The sequence below is a fragment of the Faecalibacterium sp. An58 genome (assembly GCF_002161515.1).
GTDB lineage: Bacteria > Bacillota > Clostridia > Oscillospirales > Ruminococcaceae > Faecalibacterium > Faecalibacterium avium.
This window is the reverse complement of record NZ_NFHX01000007.1, coordinates 16,229-36,538: the sequence shown is the minus strand read 5'-3', so window position 1 is coordinate 36,538 and position 20,310 is coordinate 16,229. Positions and strand designations below refer to the sequence as shown.

Annotated in this window: 18 protein-coding genes; 11 read left to right on the top strand and 7 right to left on the bottom strand. The window is 63.1% G+C overall.

Annotation, left to right across the window (positions count from 1 at the left end; genetic code table 11):
- Positions 1-82: 82 nt before the first annotated feature.
- The 4 genes from B5G12_RS06765 to B5G12_RS06750 all read left to right on the top strand — a co-directional run bounded on the left by B5G12_RS06765 (position 83) and on the right by B5G12_RS06750 (position 4,386).
- Positions 83-1,306, top strand: coding sequence for a 6-phosphofructokinase (locus tag B5G12_RS06765; RefSeq protein ID WP_087324358.1), 1,224 nt, complete (start codon positions 83-85; stop codon positions 1,304-1,306).
- A gap of 715 nt (positions 1,307-2,021) precedes the next feature.
- Positions 2,022-2,465: an Lrp/AsnC family transcriptional regulator gene (locus tag B5G12_RS06760; protein WP_087230202.1), complete on the top strand. Its 444-nt coding sequence runs from the start codon at positions 2,022-2,024 to the stop codon at positions 2,463-2,465.
- Positions 2,466-2,709: 244 nt separating this feature from the next.
- On the top strand, positions 2,710-3,270 hold the full coding sequence (locus B5G12_RS06755; protein WP_087230205.1) for a DUF4358 domain-containing protein: 561 nt from the start codon (positions 2,710-2,712) through the stop codon (positions 3,268-3,270).
- A gap of 117 nt (positions 3,271-3,387) precedes the next feature.
- Entirely contained in the window at positions 3,388-4,386 is a 999-nt protein-coding gene (locus tag B5G12_RS06750) for a glycosyltransferase family 2 protein (RefSeq protein ID WP_087324357.1), read from the top strand.
- A 66-nt stretch (positions 4,387-4,452) separates the two neighbouring features.
- On the opposite strand, the gene B5G12_RS06745 is transcribed toward B5G12_RS06750, so the two are convergent.
- The gene (locus B5G12_RS06745) at positions 4,453-5,394 is read right to left on the bottom strand and encodes an Ice-structuring protein (protein WP_087324356.1); all 942 of its coding nucleotides are present in this window, start codon (positions 5,392-5,394) and stop codon (positions 4,453-4,455) included.
- A gap of 224 nt (positions 5,395-5,618) precedes the next feature.
- On the opposite strand from B5G12_RS06745, the gene B5G12_RS06740 reads away from it, so the two are divergent.
- Positions 5,619-6,638, top strand: a complete 1,020-nt coding sequence (locus tag B5G12_RS06740; protein ID WP_087230214.1) for a threonine aldolase family protein — start codon at positions 5,619-5,621, stop codon at positions 6,636-6,638.
- Here B5G12_RS06740 and B5G12_RS06735 read toward each other — a convergent pair whose 3' ends face one another.
- On the bottom strand, positions 6,639-6,980 hold the full coding sequence (locus B5G12_RS06735) for an arsenate reductase family protein (RefSeq protein WP_087230217.1): 342 nt from the start codon (positions 6,978-6,980) through the stop codon (positions 6,639-6,641).
- Between the two features lie 178 nt (positions 6,981-7,158).
- Between B5G12_RS06735 and B5G12_RS06730 the strand changes: the two genes are divergently transcribed.
- The 3 genes from B5G12_RS06730 to tsaD all read left to right on the top strand — a co-directional run bounded on the left by B5G12_RS06730 (position 7,159) and on the right by tsaD (position 11,151).
- A complete protein-coding gene (locus tag B5G12_RS06730) occupies positions 7,159-7,347 on the top strand; it encodes a ferredoxin (RefSeq protein WP_087230220.1) in 189 nt (62 codons plus the stop codon).
- A 174-nt stretch (positions 7,348-7,521) separates the two neighbouring features.
- On the top strand, positions 7,522-10,104 hold the full coding sequence (polA, locus tag B5G12_RS06725) for a DNA polymerase I (RefSeq protein WP_087324355.1): 2,583 nt from the start codon (positions 7,522-7,524) through the stop codon (positions 10,102-10,104).
- Positions 10,105-10,143: 39 nt separating this feature from the next.
- Entirely contained in the window at positions 10,144-11,151 is a 1,008-nt protein-coding gene (tsaD, locus tag B5G12_RS06720) for a tRNA (adenosine(37)-N6)-threonylcarbamoyltransferase complex transferase subunit TsaD (protein WP_087230225.1), read from the top strand.
- A 71-nt stretch (positions 11,152-11,222) separates the two neighbouring features.
- Here the strand turns inward: tsaD and B5G12_RS06715 are convergent, their stop codons facing one another.
- The 4 genes from B5G12_RS06715 to B5G12_RS06700 are packed head-to-tail and all read right to left on the bottom strand — an operon-like array spanning position 11,223 to position 16,155.
- Positions 11,223-12,080 carry a CPBP family intramembrane glutamic endopeptidase gene (locus B5G12_RS06715; protein WP_087324354.1) on the bottom strand — a complete coding sequence of 286 codons (858 nt, stop codon included), beginning with the start codon at positions 12,078-12,080 and terminating at the stop codon, positions 11,223-11,225.
- A gap of 30 nt (positions 12,081-12,110) precedes the next feature.
- On the bottom strand, positions 12,111-14,669 hold the full coding sequence (locus B5G12_RS06710; RefSeq protein WP_087324353.1) for a hybrid sensor histidine kinase/response regulator: 2,559 nt from the start codon (positions 14,667-14,669) through the stop codon (positions 12,111-12,113).
- A gap of 1 nt (position 14,670) precedes the next feature.
- Positions 14,671-15,033, bottom strand: a complete 363-nt coding sequence (locus tag B5G12_RS06705) for an Hpt domain-containing protein (RefSeq protein WP_087230234.1) — start codon at positions 15,031-15,033, stop codon at positions 14,671-14,673.
- An 18-nt stretch (positions 15,034-15,051) separates the two neighbouring features.
- Positions 15,052-16,155 carry an HD domain-containing phosphohydrolase gene (locus B5G12_RS06700; protein ID WP_087324404.1) on the bottom strand — a complete coding sequence of 368 codons (1,104 nt, stop codon included), beginning with the start codon at positions 16,153-16,155 and terminating at the stop codon, positions 15,052-15,054.
- Positions 16,156-16,315: 160 nt separating this feature from the next.
- On the opposite strand from B5G12_RS06700, the gene B5G12_RS06695 reads away from it, so the two are divergent.
- The 3 genes from B5G12_RS06695 to B5G12_RS06685 all read left to right on the top strand — a co-directional run bounded on the left by B5G12_RS06695 (position 16,316) and on the right by B5G12_RS06685 (position 19,123).
- Complete coding sequence (locus B5G12_RS06695) at positions 16,316-17,215, top strand: LysR family transcriptional regulator (RefSeq protein WP_087324352.1); 900 nt, start codon at positions 16,316-16,318, stop codon at positions 17,213-17,215.
- A gap of 94 nt (positions 17,216-17,309) precedes the next feature.
- The gene (locus B5G12_RS06690) at positions 17,310-17,657 is read left to right on the top strand and encodes a MerR family DNA-binding protein (protein ID WP_087324351.1); all 348 of its coding nucleotides are present in this window, start codon (positions 17,310-17,312) and stop codon (positions 17,655-17,657) included.
- Between the two features lie 320 nt (positions 17,658-17,977).
- Positions 17,978-19,123, top strand: coding sequence for a VanZ family protein (locus B5G12_RS06685; protein WP_087230243.1), 1,146 nt, complete (start codon positions 17,978-17,980; stop codon positions 19,121-19,123).
- Positions 19,124-19,231: 108 nt separating this feature from the next.
- On the opposite strand, the gene B5G12_RS06680 is transcribed toward B5G12_RS06685, so the two are convergent.
- The gene (locus tag B5G12_RS06680) at positions 19,232-20,215 is read right to left on the bottom strand and encodes a carbohydrate kinase family protein (protein WP_087230247.1); all 984 of its coding nucleotides are present in this window, start codon (positions 20,213-20,215) and stop codon (positions 19,232-19,234) included.
- Positions 20,216-20,310 lie beyond the last annotated feature (95 nt).

The following is a 20,310-nucleotide window of genomic DNA, read 5'->3' as shown; positions in this document are numbered from 1 at the left end:
CGCCCTGACGTTCTTTCCTGCTGGGAGCACACCGCCTCCATGCAGCCAAGATAAATGATGCTATGTAAAGGAGAAACGAATCATGGGTAAAAACGCAATCGTCAGCCAGTCCGGCGGCCCCACTTCCGTCATCAATGCCAGCCTGGCAGGCGTCTATGAGAGCTGCCGCAACCGCGGCGCGCAGGTCGTCTACGGGATGTGCAACGGTGTGGCCGGCCTGCTGGAAGAGCGGGTCATCGACCTGGGCACCGTCCTGAAGGACGACCTGGACATCGAGCTGCTCAAGCGCACCCCCTCCAGCTTTTTGGGCAGCTGCCGCTACAAGCTGCCCGACTGGCACGCGGATGAGGCCGTGTACAAGAAGCTGTTCGATATCCTGGAGAAGCTGGACATCGGCTACTTCTTCTACATTGGCGGCAACGACTCGATGGACACCATCGGCAAGCTGGCCGACTACGGCCAGCGGATGGGCAGCGACATCCGGTTCATGGGCGTGCCCAAGACCATCGACAATGACCTGATGGTCACCGACCACACCCCCGGCTACGGTTCTGCGGCCAAGTACATCGGCGTGGTGATGAAGGAGGTCATCCGGGACGCCACGGTCTACGGCACCAAGTATGTCACCATCGTGGAGATCATGGGCCGCAACGCCGGCTGGCTGACCGCCGCCGCCGCCCTGGCCAAGGGGGACGACTGCGAGGGCGTGGATATGATCTGCCTGCCCGAGGTGCCCTTCCATGTGGACCGCTTTGTGGAGAAGGTGCGGGCCATGCAGGAGAAGAAGCCCAGCATCGTCATTGCCGTGTCGGAAGGCGTCAAGCTGGAGGACGGCCGCTATGTCTGTGAGCTGGCCGACGATGTCCATGCCGTGGACGCTTTCGGCCACAAGGCTCTGACCGGTACAGCCCGTTTCCTGGCCAACACCGTGGCCCGCGCCCTGGACACCAAGACCCGCTGCATTGAGCTTTCCACCCTGCAGCGCTGCGCAGGCCATCTGACCAGCCGCACCGACATCACCGAGGCCTACCAGGTGGGCGGTGCTGCGGCCAAGGCCGCCTTTGAGGGCGTCACCGGGCAAATGGTGGCCCTGAAGCGGATCTCCAACAATCCCTACCAGTGCACCACCGAGCTGCATCCCATCAGCGAAGTGGCCAACCTGGAAAAGAAGGTGCCCCTGAGCTGGATGAACGAGAACCACACCCAGATGACCCATGAGTTTCTGGATTACGCCCGGCCTCTGATCCAGGCCGAGCTGACTCCGCTTTACATTGCGGGCCTGCCCCACCATATCTATCTGAAGTAAGTTTTGCAGCGTGTCGCAGAAGCGACACGCTCCAGGGGGAACCCATTTCTGCCCGCAGTCGCGGGACAGAAATTCCTTCCCCCTGGTGGTTGCGGTTCCCTGCTTTTGCTGCGCCCGTCGCAGCGGGCTTGCAAAAGGCAGACCGCTGCCCCTGCTCCGCTTCGGCTGTTTCGTCCGCAGGACGCGCCTCAGCTTCGCAGTCCCTGGGGACAAAATTTAGCGCCGAACCGCGCACTCGCCGCAAAGCGGCTCGCACACTCTCAGCGCTAAATTTCCCTGTATGTGTCCTGTCCATCCGCACATGTCGGCTGGGCAGGACTTTTTTGACAGTCTGGGCCCCTGCCCCCGCCGGGCAGGGGCTTTCTGCTGCAAAAAAGCAGAAAAACACAAAAACCCGCCTGGCAGCGGGTTTTTGTGTATAGAGGGGTGGGAAAGTATATAAAGCAGTAAATCTCAAATTTAGATCCGCCGCGCCGTCTGGGGTGCGCGGCCTTGTGATTTGTATTATATGCAAATTTGATTTATTGTCAAATTGTAAATTTTCCTTTCACCTTAAACTTTCACTTTACTTTTCGGGTAAAACTTTATATAATTAAAGGCAGCACCGGAGAGTTTTGCGTTTTTGACAACTTTTGTGATTTTTTACAACTCGAAACTTTATTTAAAGAAAATTTTATCTATTTCACCGGAAATAGAGTATGGAGGTAACGTTAGAATGGATGATCTGGACCGCAAGATCCTGACCCTTTTGGCCCACAATGCACGTATGCCCGTCAAAGAGATCGCCGAGCAGGTGTCCCTGACCAGCCCCGCCGTCTCCAGCCGCATCCATAAACTGGAGTCCGACGGCATCATCGGGGGCTACACGGTGGTGCTCAACCGCCCGGCGGGCCGGCTGTATGTGGATGCCCTCATCAGCCTGTCGGTGGCCCCCTCCGAGCGGGAAGGGCTGCTCAACCTGCTGCAGAACAGCAAAGAGGTGCTGCAATGCTACCACGTCACCGGTGAATACACCTTCCTGATCAAGGTCAGCTGCGGCAGCATGATGCAGCTGGAGCAGCTGATCCTGCAATTCCAGAAGCTGGGCAGCACCTGCACCCAGATCATCCTTTCCACCCCGGTGGACCACGGCCCGCTGGAGTCTTTGCAGCTGCTGTGACCTGCGGCTATGCAGCCTTTCTTCCCTGGCCCGGGCCGGGGATTTTTTGCGCCTGGGCTTCCCGCAGCGGCAATTCTTAAATGATTGTGAACGTCCGCAATTTTGCCGCCGGGCTGTTCGTATAGGATATGACGGCATTCAACAGCGGGAATAAACCCCGCCCCGCCGGCCCATCCTGTGTAAAACCGGCCGGTGTGGCCTGCCGCCCCCGCATCAAATTGCAACAAAAGAAAGGAACCTCTTTATGAAAAAGTTTTTGATCGCCGCCGCTCTGGCTTCTCTCGCACTCTTTTCCCTGGCCGCCTGCGGCGGAAAGGACGCCTCCTCGGCCGCAGAGCCCAAAGATTACAGCCAGATCATCCACGACGCCCGCACCGATGAGGAGAACGAGAACTTGATGATCCTGACCGGCAAGGGGGACGGTTCCTTCACGGCTGCCGACGGCCCTGCCGGCGAGATGACCGAGGAGGATCTCAAGGCCCAGGCCGACAACTTCATCCTGCCCATGCTGGGGCTGCAGGACGGGGATTATGAGGAGTTTTCCGCATCCGTCTCCCTGCTGAATGTGCGCAGCTACGGCGTCGCCATCGTCAAGCCCGCCGAGGGCAAAACCGAGGCCGTGCAGGAAGCGCTGGAGAACTACGTCACCAGCCAGCAGATGTCGATGGAGAACTACCTGGCCGACCAGTATGAGATCGCCAAGGCAGCCACCGTCACCACCGTTCCCACCGGCGAGGTGGTCCTGGTCTGCTGCGAGAACTCGGCTGACGTCCTGGCCGCCATCGAGGCCGCCCTGGCCGCCTGAGCCGGCTCCCCTATAAAATAACTCCGCCCGCAGGTTTTCCGGCCTGCGGGCTGTTTTTTGGGCTGCAAGTGTGCTATAATAGCTGCGTTGTGATTTTTCCCATACCTAGGAGCGGCTATGAAAGCGACTGTCATCATCCCCAATATCAACGGCAAGGGCTGGCTGAAGGACTCCATCGAGTCGGTCTATGCCCAGACCGAGCAGGACTTTGAGCTGATCGTAGTGGACAACGGTTCCACCGACGAGAGCCTGGCCCAGGCCCGCAGCTATTGCAGCCGGCCCAATTTCACCCTGATCGAAAACGGCAGGAACACCGGCTTTTCCCATGCGGTCAACCAGGGCATCGTCCTGGCCAAAAGCGAATATGTAGTGCTGTTCAACAACGACGCCTTTGCAGAGCCCCAGTGGCTGGCCGAGCTGATCCGGGCCGCCGACAGCGACCCGCGGATCTTTGCGGTCCAAAGCCTGATGATCCGCCACTTTGAGCGGGAGCTGGCCGATGATGCCGGCGACTATGTCACCTGGATGGGCTTTGCCTGCAAGACCGGGGACGGCCGCCTGGCCAGCCGCTACACCAGACAGCGCCGGATCTTCTCGGCCTGCGGCGGGGCCGCCCTCTACCGCAAGCGTATCCTGGACGAGATCGGCGTCTTTGACGAGAACTTCTTCGCCTATTTCGAGGACGTGGACCTGAGCTGGCGCGCCAACAACGCGGGCTACAAGAACATCCTGTGCCCCACTGCCCGGTGCTACCACATCTGCGGCGCCAGCACCGGGGCGGTGCGCTACAACGAATTCAAAAGCCGCCAGAGCGGCCGCAACAGCATCCTGCTGCCTCTGAAAAACGAGCCCGTCCTGATGCTGCTGGCCAACGCCCTGCCCCTGGCCGCCGGCTACCTGCTCAAGTGCTACAAATTCCACAAGCAGGGCTTCGGGGATGCCTGGGACCAGGGGATGCGCGAAGCCTTCGACATCCTGCGCCAGGGGCGGCTGGGCAAACGTCCCTTTCGCCTGCGGGACCTGCCCAACTATCTGCTGATGGAGGCATGGATGATCTGGAACATGTTCCCCTATCTGTGGTACCGGCTGGTGATCGTCCCCTTCGGCCTGAAATAAACGTCAAAAAAGCCTCTGCACGGGCCATTCCTGTGCAGAGGCTTTGTGTTTTTGATCGGCCGGCGGTCAGGCGGCCTGGCTGGCGGAAGCATCCGCGCTGGAGGCCGTTTGGGTCTCCTCGCTGGCGGCGCCGTCCCGGGCCAGCTCGCCGGTGGGGGTCTCGCTGGACGCCGGACTGGAAGCGGCCTGCCCGCTGGAAGCGCTGCTGCTGGAGACCGCGTCCGGGTCCACACCCGAAAGGATCGCCTCCTGCAGCTGGTCGGGCTCCATCATGACCACCGAATTGGCCTGGCTGGAAGCGGCCTGTTCCTGGGGTTTGGTGGCGCTCTCGGTGAGGCCGGTGAGATACCAGCTGCCCGATGTGCGCTCGAACAGGTAGTCCATATACTTGGTGGGCGTGTCGGACATGGTGCCGATCAGGTCGCCCTGGGCGTACATGGGGATATAGCCCACCGTCACATGGAGCTTGCCATCCTGCTTGAACAGGTCCACCACATCGGCACGGTAGTAGCCCACGCCGCCGGTAATGGGGATCTTGTAGCACTGGGTGGCCTCATCGAACTCGATGGTCATATCATCCATATCAAAGCTGCGGTGGGTCAGCTGGAAGGAAGGTCCCACCAGCCGGGCCAGGTAGGCGTCCACATCCACAGCGGGCAGCAGAAGCTGTTCGGTGACCGGGTCGTGGGCGTAGTTGTCAAAATTGCCCTGGGTCTCCTGGATGCTGTAAATGCAGCCCCATACGGCGGCCTGGCGCAGCGTCAGATCATCGATGTTCTCAATGCCGTCAAAGGGCAGCGGGTCGAACAGCACAAGCCCTTCCAGCTTGTCCTCATATTCCTGCATCTGCTCTGTCTCATCGAACAGGCTGGCCACCAGCCGGTAACCGGCCCCCAGCACTGTAAAGATCCCGATGCAGATCAGCACCGCCATGGCCAGCCCCAGCGCCTGACGGCGCCGGCGGCGGTGGATGCGGGCGTGTTCCTCCGGGGTCACATAAGTTCTCATGGTTTTTTACCGTCTCCTAAGTCCAAATAGTGTATGCACAGGGCGCACCCTGTGGGGATATCCGGGTATAGTATAGCACATTGTGCCACAGTGCGCAAAAGATAGCCTATGGTAATTTTGTGAAATGATGCCGTTTGCCCCGGCCGGCGCCCTTGCCTGCCGGCACCGCCATGGTATATAATAGGGGCATTGCGTACTGTATCCAAAGGAAAGGAAGTTTTGGTATGATCCGTTTCACCAACGATTACAGCGAAGGCTGCCATCCCTCCATCCTGGAAGCTCTGGCCGCTACCAACACCGAGGGCAACCCCGGCTATTCCACCGACCCCCATACCGAGCACGCCCGGCAGATGATCCGCAAGGCGGTGGGCCGCCCCGACGCCGATGTGCACCTGCTGGTGGGAGGCACCCAGACCAACGCCACCGCCATCGCCGCTTTCCTGCGGCCCTATGAGGCGGTCATCGCCGCCGCCAGCGCCCATATCTGCGTCCACGAGACAGGCGCCATCGAGGCCACCGGCCACAAGTGCATCGTCTGCCCCGCCGCAGACGGCAAGCTGACAGCCGACGCGGTGCGGGCCGCCGCTGCCGCCCACACCGACGAGCATATGGTCAAGCCCCGGATGGTGTACGTCAGCCAGACCACCGAGATCGGTACCCTGTACACCCTGGCCGAGCTCCAGTCCCTGCGGCAGGTGTGCGATGAGCTGGGCCTGTGGCTGTACCTGGACGGCGCACGGCTGGCCAGCGGCCTGGCCGCCGGCGGCCCCACCCTGGAGGAGCTGGGCCGTCTGTGCGACGCCTTCTACATCGGCGGCACCAAGAACGGCGCGCTGTTCGGGGAGGCCTTGGTGCTGCTGAACGACGCCCTCAAGCCCGACTTCCGCTACAACATCAAGCAGCGGGGCGGGATGCTGGCCAAGGGCTGGCTGCTGGGCATCCAGTTCGAGCAGCTGATGCAGGGGGACCGGTATGTCCAGCTGGCCGCCCACGCCAACGCCATGGCCCTCAAGCTGAAAGCGGGCATTGCCGCGCTGGGCTATCCCTTTGCCTGCGACAGCGTCACCAACCAGCAGTTCCCCATCCTGCCCGATGGGGTGGTGGAGGCCCTCAAGCCCGATTTCGGCTTCGAGTTCTCCTCCAAGCCCGATGCCGGCCATACCTGCATCCGCCTGGTGACCAGCTGGGCCACCCCCGAGGGCAATGTGGATGCTTTTCTGGCGGCGCTGAAGGCCCTGTCCTGATCACTGCCAGCCGGCCCACACCTCGGGCTGGTAGCCCACGGTGGCCTGACGGCCGTTGCGGACGATGGGGGTCCTGATCAGCTGCTGGTTTTCAAACAGCTTGTCCTCCTGCTGCCAGTCCACCAGGGCCTGGAGCAGCGCCAGGGTCTGTTTGTCTTTGGCGTTCGGATCCACCAGGTTCTGCCAGCCGCCCACTGCCCGGGCCACGCTGTCAAATTCGCCCCGGCTCAGCCCCTTTTCTTTCATGTCGATCATCTGGAAGCGGATGCCCCGCTCTTTGAAATAGCGCTGGGCCTTTTTGGTATCGAAGCACTTGCTGGTGCCAAAGATCTGGATATTCATAGGGTCCTTATTCCTTTCTTGCCGTTTTCCCGGTCCCGCTGCGCAGAGCGCCCGTGCCGGAGCTGTTTTGGATCCATTTTATTGTAGCATACCCGCAGGCCAAAGTATAGGGGGACGGTTTTGGGGGCAGACTCTGTGTGGGGCCCTTTGTGCCGCCCCGGAAAGGAGTCCATGCGCTATGAAAGCTGTCGTTGATCCCAGCCTCTGTATCGGCTGCACCCAGTGCGCCGGCCTGTGTCCCGAGGTCTTTTCGATGGAGGGGACCCTGGCGGTCGCCATCCCCGGAGAGATCCCCGGCGAAGATGTGCCCCAGGCCGTCCAGGCCGCCGAGGCCTGCCCGGTGGGCGCCATCCAGACAAGCGACTGACCCTGCCCCTCTCCCCTGCCCGGCGCTCTGGCTGCGGACGGGGGATCTTTTTGTTTTCCGCCGGGGCCTGTTCCTGCCGGCGGTTTTGTGTTATACTGGAAAAAGATGAAGAATGGTCTATACACCCGCAGCCCTCTTGCACAAAGGCTGCACATACAGGGAGGAGTCTACTGAATGCGTTTATTGGTTGTTGATGGCAACAGCATTGCGAACCGTGCCTTTTTTGGGATCAAGGTTCTGACCACCAAGGACGGGCAGTACACCAATGCCATCTATGGCTTTATGAATATCCTGCTCTCCCTGACCCAGAACTATCAGCCGGACGAGGTGGCCATTGCCTTTGACCTGCCCGCCCCTACCTTCCGCCACAAGATGTACGACAGCTACAAGGCCAACCGCCACGGTATGCCCGAGGAGCTGGCCGCCCAGATGCCCCTGCTCCAGAAGCTGCTGACCCTTTTGGGCTACAAGCTGGTGACCGCCGAGGGCTGGGAGGCCGACGACATCCTGGGCACTTTGGCCGCCGCCTGCGACCAGCGCCAGGAAACCTGCTATCTGGCCACCGGCGACCGGGACAACCTGCAGCTGGTGAGCGATCACACCACCGTGCTGCTGGCCACCACCAGCCGGGGCCACAGTGAGACCCGGGTGATGGACAAGGCCGCCATCCAGGCCCAGTACGGTCTGGAGCCCCGGCAGCTGATCGACGTCAAGAGCCTGATGGGGGATTCGTCCGACAACATCCCCGGGGTGAAGGGCATCGGTGAAAAGACTGCCCTGTCCCTGATCCAGCATTTCGGCAGCCTGGAGGAGGTATACGCCCATCTGGATGACCCCCTCATCAAGCCGCGGCAGCGGGCCAATCTGGAGGCCTGCCGGGAGGACGCACAGCTCAGCTACACTCTGGGCACCATCCGCACCGACGCCCCCATCGAGACGGCCCAGGGAGCCTATCGGCCCGGGGAAGGCGACAAGGCCGCCGCCGTGCGGCTGATGCTGGATCTGGAGATCCGCGCCCTGATCCCCCGGCTGGGCCTGGAAGGCGTACTGCCCGCCGAGCCCGGCCTGGACGGCGCCGCGGCCGAGCCCCTGCCCGAGGCCGACGTGCTGGAGCTGCCCCCGCAGCCCCAGGGCCTGTACCTGCTGGCGGCCCGCCCCGCCGAATACGGCAAACAGGGCAACCGGATCATCGAGACGCGGCCTGCCCACTGGTACGCCGTACAGGGCACCAGCGTCTACCCGCTGGAGGAAGCCCAGCTGCCCGCCCTGCTGGATGACCCCGCCGTGCAGCTGGAAGTATTCGACGCGGCCCCCCTCTATGCAGCCGCCATGGAGCAGGGCGGCTGGGGCGCCTCCATCGTCTGGGACGGCAAGCTGGCCGCCTACCTGCTGGACGCCTCGGCGGCCAAGTACAACATCGCCGCTCTGGCCGAGGCCTACAAGGCCCAGCCCGCCTTTATCTGCGCGGAATGGCCCGACGCCGGCTTCCTGGCCGACCTGTTCGCGAAAATGAAGGCCGAAATCACAGCCCTGGGCGAGGACGAGCTGTACAACGAGATCGAGTTCCCCCTGGCCCAGGTGCTGGCGGACATGACCCGCACCGGCGTGCTGGTGGACCGGGCGGGCATCGAGCAGTTCGGGGTGCAGCTGAAAGCCCAGATCGACGATACCCTGGCCTACATCCGCAGTCAGGTGGAGGACCCCGCCTTCAACCCCAACAGCCCCAAACAGCTGGGGGATATGCTGTTCATCAAAATGAAGCTGCCCCATGGCCGCAAGACCAGCCGGGGCTGGTCCACCGACAACGCCACCTTGCAGAAGCTGCGGCCCGATTACCCCCTCATCGACGATATCCTGCGCTACCGCTCCTATCAGAAGCTGTATTCCACCTATGCCGAAGGGCTGCTCAAGGTGATCGGTCCCGACGGGCGGATCCACTCCACCTTCAACCAGACCGAGGCCCGCACAGGCCGCTTGTCCTCCGACAACCCCAACCTGCAGAACATCCCCATCCGCACCCAGCTGGGCAGCCAGCTGCGGGGCTTCTTTGTGGCAAAGCCGGGCTGCGTGCTGGTGGACGCCGATTACAGCCAGATCGAGCTGCGCATCCTGGCCCACATCACCGGGGACGAGCATATGCAGGCCGCTTTCCGCAGCGGAGAGGACATCCACCGCAGCACCGCCGCCAAGATCTACGGCATCCCTCTGGATCAGGTGACGCCCCAGCTGCGCACCGCCGCCAAGGCCATCAACTTTGGCATCATGTACGGCAAGGGCGCTTTCAGTCTGTCGGAAGACCTGGGGGTGTCGGTGCGGGAAGCCGGCGTCTTTTTGAAGAACTACCTGGCCAGCTTCCCCAAGGTGGACACCTACATGAAGCAGACCATCGCCGACGCCAAAGAGAAGGGCTATGTCAGCACCCTGTTCGGCCGCCGCCGCACCCTGCCTGAAGTGACCAGCTCCAACATCGCGGTGCGGGCCAGCGGGGAGCGGATGGCCCGCAATACCCCCATCCAGGGCACGGCCGCCGATGTGATCAAGCTGGCCATGGTGCGGGTATGGCGGCGCATCCGGGCCGAAAAGCTGCAAAGCCGCCTGATCCTGACCGTCCACGACGAACTGATCGTGGAGGCGCCCGAAGCCGAGGCCCAGATCGCCGCCCGCATCCTGAAAGAGGAGATGGAGGGCTGCGTCCACTTTACGGTGCCTCTGGATACCGAGGTGCGCCAGGGCCATTCCTGGCTGGAGGCGCACTGATACTTTTTTAAACACCCAAGGAGAGGAACGAACGGGAACATGGTTATATTGGGAATCGAATCCACCTGTGATGAAACAGCCGCCGCCCTGGTGGAAGACGGCCGGGTGCTGCTGAGCAACGTCATTGCCACCAGCGTCAAGGAACAGGCCCTCTACGGCGGGGTGGTGCCCGAGATCGCCAGCCGCCGCCACTGCGAATACATCAGCGGCACCGTGGCCAAAGCTCTGGCGGACGCCGGCCGCACCATCAGCCAGGTGGATGCGGTGGCGGTCACCTTTGCCCCGGGGCTGATCGGGGCGGTGCTGGTGGGGGTCAACTTTGCCAAAGGGCTGGCCTACGCCGCCGGCAAGCCTCTGGTGCCGGTGCACCATCTGCGGGGGCACATCGCAGCCCTCTATCTGACCCACCCGGAACTCAAGCCCCCTTTCCTCTGCCTGGTGGCCTCGGGAGGGCACAGCCACATCGTGCAGGTGGAGGACTACACCCGGTTCCGGGTGCTGGGCCGCACGGTGGACGACGCCGCCGGCGAGGCCTTTGACAAGGTGGCCCGCACCCTGGGGCTGCCCTATCCCGGGGGGCCCAGCGTCTCGGCTGCCGCCCGGACCGGCAACCCCAAAGCCTACCGGCTGCCGGTGCCCCATGTGGAGGGCAAATACAACGTCAGCTTTTCGGGCCTTAAAACCGCCGTGCTGAACGAGGTGAACCAGGCCCGGATGAAAGGCCAGGAGATCCATGTGCCCGATCTGGCCGCCAGCTTCCAGGAGCGGATCACCGGCATTCTGGCGGAAAAGCTGCTGGCTGCCGCCGCCGACACCCACGCCCGGCAGGTCTGTCTGGCAGGGGGCGTGGCCGCCAACGGACGGCTGCGCCAGCTGGTCAACGACGGAGCCCAAAAGCTGGGCGCCCAGGTCTACCTGCCCCAGCTGAAGTTCTGCGGGGACAACGGCGCCATGATCGCCTCCCAGGGGTACTATGAATACGCCGCCGGGCACACCGCCGGGCTGGACCTGAACGGCCTGCCCACGTTGCCCATCGACTACATCTGAGCACCACGCAAAAGACCGCCCACAGCAGGCCCTGCAAGGCCGCCGTGGGCGGTTTCCGTTTGTGTGCAAAATCAATCCTGGGCGTCTTCCAGACCCCAGTAGGCCGCCACCAGAGGCAGACGGCTGCGCCGCAGCAAAAAGAGGGCGGGCACCAGATAGAACAGCAGCCCCACCAGCATACTGGGGTCATAGCTGCTGACCACCTCGCTGGTGGAAGCGACCCCGTCGTACAGGCCGGTGCTGACGAGGGCCGCCGTATCCTGCAAAGCATGCAGGGCGATGACCACCCACAGGTTGCCGGTGCGGAAATAGATCGCCCCATACAGCACCCCCAGGCCGCCGGCCATGCAGCACTGGATGAGCACGCCCAGCGGGGCGCTGGACACCAGGTTGGTCAAATGGAGCGCCCCAAACAGCGCCCCCGACAGCAGGCAGGCTTTCCATACGCCGGTCCGGCTCGGCCCGAAGTGGAGCAGCAGGGTCTGGCCCACCACCCCCCGGAACATGGATTCTTCGGTCAGGCCGATGAGGAACATGGTGACGAAAAACACCGCGATCCGCCACGGGGCCTTGAGGACGGCATCCTCGGGGAGGACGGGCGCCCCCACATTGACCGCGAGGCCCAGGCAGACCATCACAAAGGGTGTCATGCCCACCAGAAGCCCGTCCCAGAAGCCGCAGCCACGCTTGGTAAAGACCCACAGCTGGCCGGTACGCCACAGCAGCACCAGAGCCGCCGCAAAGCCAAGCAGGTCGCCGGCCGCCTGCAGCAAAAAGTTTTCCTGGACGAACGGCGCGGCCACGGCCGGGCCCGCCCATGTCAGCAGCAGGACGAGCAGCTGCCCGCCCTGGCTCATAACGGCCCAGAACAAAGCGATGGCCAGGATGCAGTAGAGGATGGGGTGACTGGCCCGCAGACGTTTGAGCATAGAATACGGTCCTCCTGAATTTTGAAAAAGTCAAGGATGCGGGGGCTGTCCGTCCTTGCCGGGCGCCCGGGGGGTGCGCAGCAGATTTTCCAGGGTGGAACACAGCGCCTTGAAGTCGATGGGCTTGGAGATATGGGCATCCATGCCGGCGGCTGTGGTGGCGGCGATGTCCTCTGCAAAGGCGTTGGCTGTCACCGCAATGATGGGCACCGTCGCCGCGTCGGGACGGTCCAGCGCACGGATGGTGCGGGCGGCCTCACAGCCGTCCATCTGGGGCATCTGCATATCCATCAGGATGGCGTCGATCTCAAAGGGTTCCGACGCCTGGAAGGCCTCCACCGCCTCCCGGCCATTCCACGCCTGGCGCACTTCCAGGCTGTGCATGGTCAGCACTTCGGTGGCGATCTCCATGTTCAGCATATTGTCCTCTGCCAGCAAGATCCGCTTGCCCTCCAGCGAAAAGGCCCCGGCCGGCAGCTGCTGGCGCTGCTGGCGGCTCTCCTCCTCGGCGTCCGCCGTGATGAAGGGCACCGTGATGGTGAACGTGGTGCCCTGGCCCAGTTTGCTCTCCACATAGATCTGGCCGCTCATCTGGGTGACCAGGCTCTTGACAATGGGCATCCCCAGTCCGGTACCCACCACCTGACGGGAGAAAAAGCGGGTCTCCCGGGCGTAGGGCTCGAACAGCTGGGTCTGGAACTCCTCCGACATCCCCACGCCGGTGTCCTGCACCACGATCTGGTACTGCGGGGTGGGCGGGCCGCCCATCTGCCGCACCGACACCGAGACGCTGTCCCCCTCGGTGGTGAACTTAAAGGCGTTGGAAAGGAGATTGTTGAGGATCTGGGTGATGCGGCTGGCATCCCCCATCACATGGGCCTCCTGGATCTGGCAGGTGACGGTATAGGCCTTGTGCTCCCGGGCGGCCTGCGGCTTGAACGAGTCGGTGCAGGCCTGGATGCACTGGGCCAGGTCAAAGGCCTGGTTGTCCAGCACCACCTTGCCCTGCTCCATCCGGGACATATCCAGGATGTCATTCACCAGATCCAGCAGCTGCCGGCCGGAATAGCCGATCTTGTCCAGGTATTCCCGCACCTTGTCCGGCTGTTCGGCGTGCTGGCGGGCCAGATCCAGCAGGCCCAGAATGGCGTTGAGGGGGGTGCGCATATCGTGGGACATACTGTTGAAGAAAGCCTGCTTGGCCTTTTCGCTCTTGCGGGCGTTGGCCAGGGCTTCCTCCAGCAGCTTGTGCTCCTGCAGCTGGCGGCGCTTGTCCTGGTCCACCTCTCGGAAGCAGAGCACCGCCTCCTCGGGGGCCAGGGTCTCGTCGAACAGGACCCGCACGTTGATCCACCGGTCCCCTGTCTCATATTTGCCCAGAAAGTCGCCGCCGTAGTCCCGGATGTTGCCTGCCACCAGGTCCCGGATGCTGGCCAGCGAGAAGCTGTTGCGGAAGTCGGCGTTGGTGTCCGGCTCCATCACGTCCCCGATCACCTGCAAAAACTGGTCGTAGCTGCCGGTGCTCGCCAGGCGCCGCCGGGCATAGGCCGAGCCCTTGATCATCTCGTAGGTGTTCTGGGCATAGTTGATGCGGAACAGCCCGTAATACGAATTGCTGAGCACCTGCACAGTCTCGCTGGTGCGGGACACCAGCGCGTCCAGCCGCAGGTTGCGCCAGACCACCACCACAAAGCCCGCGATCCACGCCAGCATGATCAGCCCGAACAGAAGATAGAACTGGCGCAGGTTGGCCAGCATGGCGTCCACCGGCACCGTGATGATCACCCGCCAGCCGCTGGCGGTGGTGGCATGGTACACCCCGCGGCGGGCTCCTTCAATGTCGGTGACGAAGGAGTCGTAGCGGTCAAAGTAGCCCTGGTCGATGGCCTGCAGCATCCGGTTCAGATAATCCGGGAAGTCGCTGTCGCTGTAATCCACCGCGCTGCGGGCATAGATCAGATGGTTGCTGCCGTCGCAAAGATAGACCGAGGCCCGCTCCAGCACCGGCAGACCCTCCAGGTCGATGGCCAGGTTTTCGGGGAAGATATCGACGGCCATCACCGCGTCGCAGTCCCAGCATTTTTTGGCCACCGTGATCACATCCCGGCCGGACACCGTGTCGGTGTAGATGTCGGTAAAGATCACCTGGCCTTCTGCGGCCATGGCCTGCTGATACCACCCGGCGGCGGTGTGATCGTATCCCGTGTCCTCCGGCCAGGGGTTGGCGGCCAGGATCTGGCCCTCGTACACCACATAGGTGTCCAGCATATCGTCCCCAAAGATCTGGGTCAGCCGCTGGTGGAACCGCTGGACCCAGGCCAGCACCTGCTGCTGGTCCTCCCCTTCCTGGATGCGGGCTTCCACGCCGTCGGCTCCCAGAGACAACAGGGCCTGGTAGGCGTTCAGGTCCCCGTCCACCTCTGCGGCATAGTTGTGGGCCACCGAAGTCTCCAGGGTCTGGTAATTTTGCAGCAGCACCCGCCGCAGGAACAGAGCGAACACCACCCCCGCCGCCAGCAGGATGACGGTGGCCGCGATGTAATAGCGCAGCTTTTTGACCACGCCGCGCCAGTCGTAGCGTCCCTTCATCTCACCAGGTCCTCATCTGGACCGCCGCCTGCACCGCTTTGGCATAGGCGTCGTCGATCTGGGGCATGAGGGCGGCCGCCTCGTCGCTGCGGCCCTCCCGCAGCAGGGTCACCTGGCTGCTGAACAGCTTGTACAGCACGGTCATGGACAAATTGCCGCAGATCCCCTTGAGGGTATGGGAGGCATCCTGGGCCTGCCGCCAGTCTCCGGTGCTGACCGCCCGGCACAGGTCGAAATAGGTGCGGTCCTGCACAAACATCTCCATGTATTTTTTGTACAGCGCATCGCTGCCCATAAACCGCTCCATCGCGTCCACCGCGTTGATGCCTGCCGCCGCAAGCTTTTCCATCTGCTCCCTATCCATCCGGCATTCCTCCTCCGATCAAAGCGTTTCTTTCCGATACATCCTGCTAAGCTGCTCCTCCACGCCGAAAAAGCATTCCAGCAGCCAGGGGTTGAAGCAGCCGCACGCCCCTGTCCGGATCATCCGCAGCACTTCCTCCCGCGGAAAAGCGTCCTTGTACACCCGCTTGCAGCTGAGCGCGTCGTAGACATCGGCCAGCGATACCACCTGCGCCGCCAGCGAGATATCCGGCCCCTTCAGCCCGTCGGGGTAGCCCCGGCCGTCCCACCGCTCGTGGTGGTGGCGGGCGATGTCCCATGCATAGGGATAAGCGCCGTTGGCCCGCAGCTGGGGGATCTGTTCCAGCAGGCGGGCGCCCTGGACGGTGTGCCCCTTCATGATCTCGAACTCCTCGGCCGTCAGGCGGCCGGGCTTGTTCAGGATGCTGTCGGGCACAGCGATCTTGCCCACGTCGTGCATGATGGAAGCCAGGGCGATCGCCTCGATGACGTCATCGCTCAGACCCCGGCCCAGGGGCGTGTGGGCCAGCAGGTGGAGGGTGATATCGTGGATGCGGCGGACATGGTCCCCCGACTCCTCGCTGCGGAACTCGATGGCGGCCGCCAGAGCCTCGATCATCCCCCTGTTCAGCTCAATGATCTGCTGGGCCTGGGCCAGCAGGTCGGCTTTTTGCAGCTGGACCACATTGCGCAGCCGCTGGCGGCCCTGGAACAGTTCCACCACCGACTGGACCCGCCGCAGCACCACATAGGGGGTGATGGGCTTGCCGATGACGTCCATGACCCCCAGTTCATAGGCTTCTTTCATCACGCTGCCGCTGGCTTCCGCCGTGATGAGAAAGACCGGGATGCGCTCGGGCAGGCCCCGGGCAGCCAGCTGGCGCAGCACCTGCAGGCCGTCCATCCGGGGCATCACCACATCTAGCAGCACGGCGCAGAGGCTGTCCTGCCGCTCCAGGATATAGTCCAGCCCGGCCTGGCCGTCGTGGGCCATGCCGATGTTGTAATAGGGTGAAAAGATATGTTCCAGGATGCCGCAGTTGATGGCATCGTCATCCACCACCAGCAAGGTGCTGCGCCCCGCCGGGGCGGGCGATACCGGGGCATTTTGCAGATCGTTCATGAAGACCTTCCTGTGTTTGTCGGTGCAGCGCACCGGGTGTGCATTTTCTCTTTTATTATACATGATTTGCCGCGCAAACACAATGCGCTGGGCCAACAGATCCACCCTGCCCCTTTTCTTTTGGGCCGGGATGTGGTACTCTTGTGACAGGAGGGATGGTATGGAACTGCGTGTATTGCGTTACTTTCTTGCGGTGGCACGGGAGGAGAACATCACCCGGGCGGCGGCCCTGCTGCATCTGACCCAGCCCACCCTGTCCCGCCAGCTGATGCAGCTGGAGGAGGAGCTGGGGGGCAAGCTGTTCCGCCGCAGCCAATACCGCATCGTCCTCACCGAGGACGGTATGCTGCTGCGCCGCCGGGCCCAGGAGATCGTGGAACTGGCCGAAAAGACCGAGCAGGAATTTGCGCGCCGGGGCGCCGAGCTGTCGGGAGAGATCTCCATCGGGGCCGGCGAGACCCGGGGGATGAATTTCTTGTCGGCGCAGGTGCGCTCCTTCCGGGCGCTGCACCCCCAGGTGCGGTTCCGGATCCACAGCGCCAACGCCGACGACATCAAGGAGCGGTTGGAAAACGGCCTGCTGGACATGGGGCTGCTGGTGGAGCCGGTGGAGATCGGCCGCTACGCCTTTCTCCGTCTGCCCCAGCGGGACCGGTGGGGGGTGCTGGTGCCCAAAGACAGTCCCCTGGCCCAGCTGGACGGGGTGACGCCCCAGGACCTGGCTCCCTGGCCCCTTCTGATGAGCAGCCGTTATCAGGTGGTCACCGAGCTGGAGAGCTGGTTCGGGGACCAGTGGAACCATCTGGAAGTGGCCGGCACCTTCAATTTGATGCTGAACGCCGTCAACATGGTGGAAAACGGGGTGGGCATCGCCATGGGCTTTGATCTGGGCAACCTGTCCGACCAGCTGCGCTTTGTGCCCCTGGCCCCCGCCATGGAGAGCGGGGTGGTCCTGGCCTGGAAAAAAGACCAGGTCTTTTCGCCCCTGGTCAACGAGTTCCATCTGCACATCCAGTCCGCCGGGGCGCAAACCGCCGGGACGCAGCCCGCCGGCGTCTGAAAGATGCAGAGCGGGTATGCCCGTCCATACGGAATAAGTATTAGACATCCGGCTCTTTGCGGCCTACAATAGAGGCTGCAAGGAGGAAACGCCCATGGATATCCAAAAAGCCTGCGGCTGCTATCATATCCCGCCTTCGCTGCTGGATGCCTACCGGCGGGTCTACGGACCCGGGGCGCTGGATCACTGGAGCGACCAGGACCTGGAGCGCCTGAGCCTGATGATGACCCTCCAGGACATCGGCTTCACCCTGGACGAGGTGGAAGCCTATATGGGACAGCTGACCCGGGACTGCGGCTGCCAGGCCTGTCTTTCGATGCTGGAGCGCCGCCGCGCCGCCGTACTGGAGCAGATCCACTTTGAGGAAAAACAGCTGGCCCGCCTGGACTACCTGCGCCACAAACTGCAATGCCAGCTGGCCCAGGACCACCCCCGGCGGTGACACGGCCACACAACGTCAAACAGACTGTCAAAAAAGTCCCGTCCAGCCGACATGTGCGGATGGACGGGACACATATTGTTCCCGATCAGCATCAGGGTCGTCTCCACCGGGCAGGCCGGCAGTTCTTTCTTGTCCTGTGTCGCCACGACAACACCCCTCCTTTGCTCAGGCAGCCCGGCCCGGGCGGTTCTTGTTACGCCGTTATTATAACACAAAGGCTCCGGCAGCTGCAATCCCTCCCCTTTACAAGCGGCCCGGGCCGGTGCTACAATGAAGCCGCGGGCCCCCGGGCCTGACACTGCAACAGGAGGCAGGGGCCTATGAATCCATACATCCAGGTGCTCGGGCAGGCGGCGGTGATCTATCCCATCATCGTCGTGCTGTTCACCATCCCCTATATCGCGTTCAATTACCACAAATACGGGTCGGTGCTCAGCCTCCGTGTGCTGATCGTCTACTCGTTCATCCTGTATCTGCTGTGCGTCTACTGTCTGGTGATCCTTCCCCTGCCCTCTCCTCAGGAGGCCGCCGCGCTGCAGGGGCGGCAGGCCCAGCTGATCCCCTTCTGGTTCGTCAGGGAGATCGCCCAGCAGTCCGGCGCGGCGCTGACCCAGCCCGCCACCTGGCCTTCCATCCTGGACAGCAGCACGTTCTGGGTCACCTTCTACAACTTTTTCATGACCCTGCCTTTCGGCGTCTACCTGCGGTACTACTTTTGCTGCGGCTGGAAAAAGGCCCTGGGGCTTTCCTTTGCCCTCACCCTCTTTTTCGAGCTGACCCAGCTCAGCGGGCTGTACTTCATCTATCCCGGCAGCTACCGCCTGTTCGATGTGGATGACCTGCTGGTCAACACGGCGGGCAGCATGGCAGGCTGGGCCCTGGCCGGCCCTGTGGGACGCCTTTTGCCCAGCCGCCAGGAGCTGGACGCCACCAGCCTGCGCCGGGGCGCTTCGGTATCCCTGGCGCGGCGGGCCTTCTCCTTTCTGGTGGACTGCGCCTGCGCCGCCGTCGCCAGCCCCCTGTTCTTTATGGTGTCGGCGCTGGTTTTGGGCCAGGCCCTGCCCGCCCGGTGGCTGCCCCTGTTCCTGTGGGGCTATTTCAGCCTGATGCCCCTTCTGATGGGCGGCCAGACCCCCGGCAAGCGCCTGACCCGCACCCGCATCCTGCGCACCGGCGGCCAGAAAGCCAGCTGGTACCAATACCCTCTGCGCTACGGCCTGCTGCTGGCAGGCGTGTGGGGACTGCCCTTCCTGCTCGATGCGCTCCTTCTGGCCTGGTCCGATGCCAGCCATGTGGGCGCGCTGGCCGCCCCGGTGCTGCGCACCCTTTTGACCGGCGGATACCTGTTCGGGCTGTTCTTTGCCCTGGTGCTGGCTTTGCTGCGCAAACCCCTCTATTATGAGCGCTGGTCCCGCACCCAAATCGTCAGTACCGTGGTCCCCGACCCTCCGGACCAGACGTCCTGAAAAGCGCCGTCCCGGCCAAAAACAACAGGGAACGGCATCCCGCCCCACCCGGGCAGCGGATGCCGTTCCCTGTTTTTCTCTTTGATCGGAGCGTCCAGTCCCGCAGGATCACGGGTTCGGATAGGCTTTGGCCATGGTCTCCTCCACCTGTTCGGGTTCGGGCATCGAGCGGATGGCGCCCTTTTTGGTGGTGACCAGGTAGGCCGCGGCGTTGGCGAAGCGGAGCATCTGGTCGAGGTCCGGCCGAGTCAGACCCTCGATGCCATGCTCCAGCACAAAGTTCAGCACGCTGGCGCAAAAGGTATCCCCGGCCCCGGTGGTCTCGATGACGCCGCCCAAAGTGCAGCCGGGCTGGAAGGTGTGCGCCTCCCCGCAGAAGGAATAGCTGCCCTGCGCCCCGGCGGTGACGTTCATCAGCCGGATGTTGGGGTACTGCTTTTGCAGGATGGCCGCACCCTTTTCAAAGTCGCTCTGCCCGGTCATGAACAGCAGCTCGTTGTCGGAGATCTTGAGGATGTCGCACCGGGCCAGCCCCCAGGCGATCTGCTCCCTTGCCTCCTCCAGGCTGTCCCACAAAGGCTCCCGCAGATTGGGGTCAAAGGAGATGAGAGCGCCCGCCTCCCTGGCCAGGGCCACCGCCTTCTGGGTGGCGGCGCGGCAGGGCTGCCCGGTCAAAGACAGGGTGCCAAAGTGGAAGATCCGGCAGCTCTGGATCAGCTCCTGGTCCAGGTCCTCCACCGTCAGGTTGGCGTCCGCCCCCGGCTTGCGGTAAAAGCTGAAATCCCGGTCGCCCCCGGGCAAGGTCTGCACGATGGCCAGGGTGGTGTGTACGTCGGGATCATACCGCAGGCCCTGCAGGTCAATGCCCGCCTCCTCCGCGACCCGGGCCAGCTGGCGGCCAAAGCCGTCCCGGCCCACTTTGCCCACAAAGGCACAGCGCTTGCCCAGCTTGCGCAGCATGGCCAGCACGTTGCAGGGCGCGCCGCCGGGGTTTGCCTCAAACAGGGGGTTGCCCTGCTCCGAAAGCCCGTTCTGGGTGAAATCGATCAGCAGCTCTCCCAGAGCCACCACATCCAATGTCTTGTCCTTCATTGCCCGTCCTCCTTGTTCCGTCTGCAAAGGATGGCCGTTCCGCCGGGCCGCAGCCTGGGCGGCGGCTTTTCCGCTTCATTATAGCACAGCCCGGC

Coding starts and splice junctions, on each gene's coding strand:
- B5G12_RS06765 (WP_087324358.1), top strand. CDS start 83: ATGGGTAAAAACGCAATCGTCAGCCAGTCCGGCGGCCCCACTTCCGTC.
- B5G12_RS06760 (WP_087230202.1), top strand. CDS start 2,022: ATGGATGATCTGGACCGCAAGATCCTGACCCTTTTGGCCCACAATGCA.
- B5G12_RS06755 (WP_087230205.1), top strand. CDS start 2,710: ATGAAAAAGTTTTTGATCGCCGCCGCTCTGGCTTCTCTCGCACTCTTT.
- B5G12_RS06750 (WP_087324357.1), top strand. CDS start 3,388: ATGAAAGCGACTGTCATCATCCCCAATATCAACGGCAAGGGCTGGCTG.
- B5G12_RS06745 (WP_087324356.1), bottom strand. CDS start 5,394: ATGAGAACTTATGTGACCCCGGAGGAACACGCCCGCATCCACCGCCGC.
- B5G12_RS06740 (WP_087230214.1), top strand. CDS start 5,619: ATGATCCGTTTCACCAACGATTACAGCGAAGGCTGCCATCCCTCCATC.
- B5G12_RS06735 (WP_087230217.1), bottom strand. CDS start 6,980: ATGAATATCCAGATCTTTGGCACCAGCAAGTGCTTCGATACCAAAAAG.
- B5G12_RS06730 (WP_087230220.1), top strand. CDS start 7,159: ATGAAAGCTGTCGTTGATCCCAGCCTCTGTATCGGCTGCACCCAGTGC.
- polA (WP_087324355.1), top strand. CDS start 7,522: ATGCGTTTATTGGTTGTTGATGGCAACAGCATTGCGAACCGTGCCTTT.
- tsaD (WP_087230225.1), top strand. CDS start 10,144: ATGGTTATATTGGGAATCGAATCCACCTGTGATGAAACAGCCGCCGCC.
- B5G12_RS06715 (WP_087324354.1), bottom strand. CDS start 12,080: ATGCTCAAACGTCTGCGGGCCAGTCACCCCATCCTCTACTGCATCCTG.
- B5G12_RS06710 (WP_087324353.1), bottom strand. CDS start 14,669: ATGAAGGGACGCTACGACTGGCGCGGCGTGGTCAAAAAGCTGCGCTAT.
- B5G12_RS06705 (WP_087230234.1), bottom strand. CDS start 15,033: ATGGATAGGGAGCAGATGGAAAAGCTTGCGGCGGCAGGCATCAACGCG.
- B5G12_RS06700 (WP_087324404.1), bottom strand. CDS start 16,155: ATGAACGATCTGCAAAATGCCCCGGTATCGCCCGCCCCGGCGGGGCGC.
- B5G12_RS06695 (WP_087324352.1), top strand. CDS start 16,316: ATGGAACTGCGTGTATTGCGTTACTTTCTTGCGGTGGCACGGGAGGAG.
- B5G12_RS06690 (WP_087324351.1), top strand. CDS start 17,310: ATGGATATCCAAAAAGCCTGCGGCTGCTATCATATCCCGCCTTCGCTG.
- B5G12_RS06685 (WP_087230243.1), top strand. CDS start 17,978: ATGAATCCATACATCCAGGTGCTCGGGCAGGCGGCGGTGATCTATCCC.
- B5G12_RS06680 (WP_087230247.1), bottom strand. CDS start 20,215: ATGAAGGACAAGACATTGGATGTGGTGGCTCTGGGAGAGCTGCTGATC.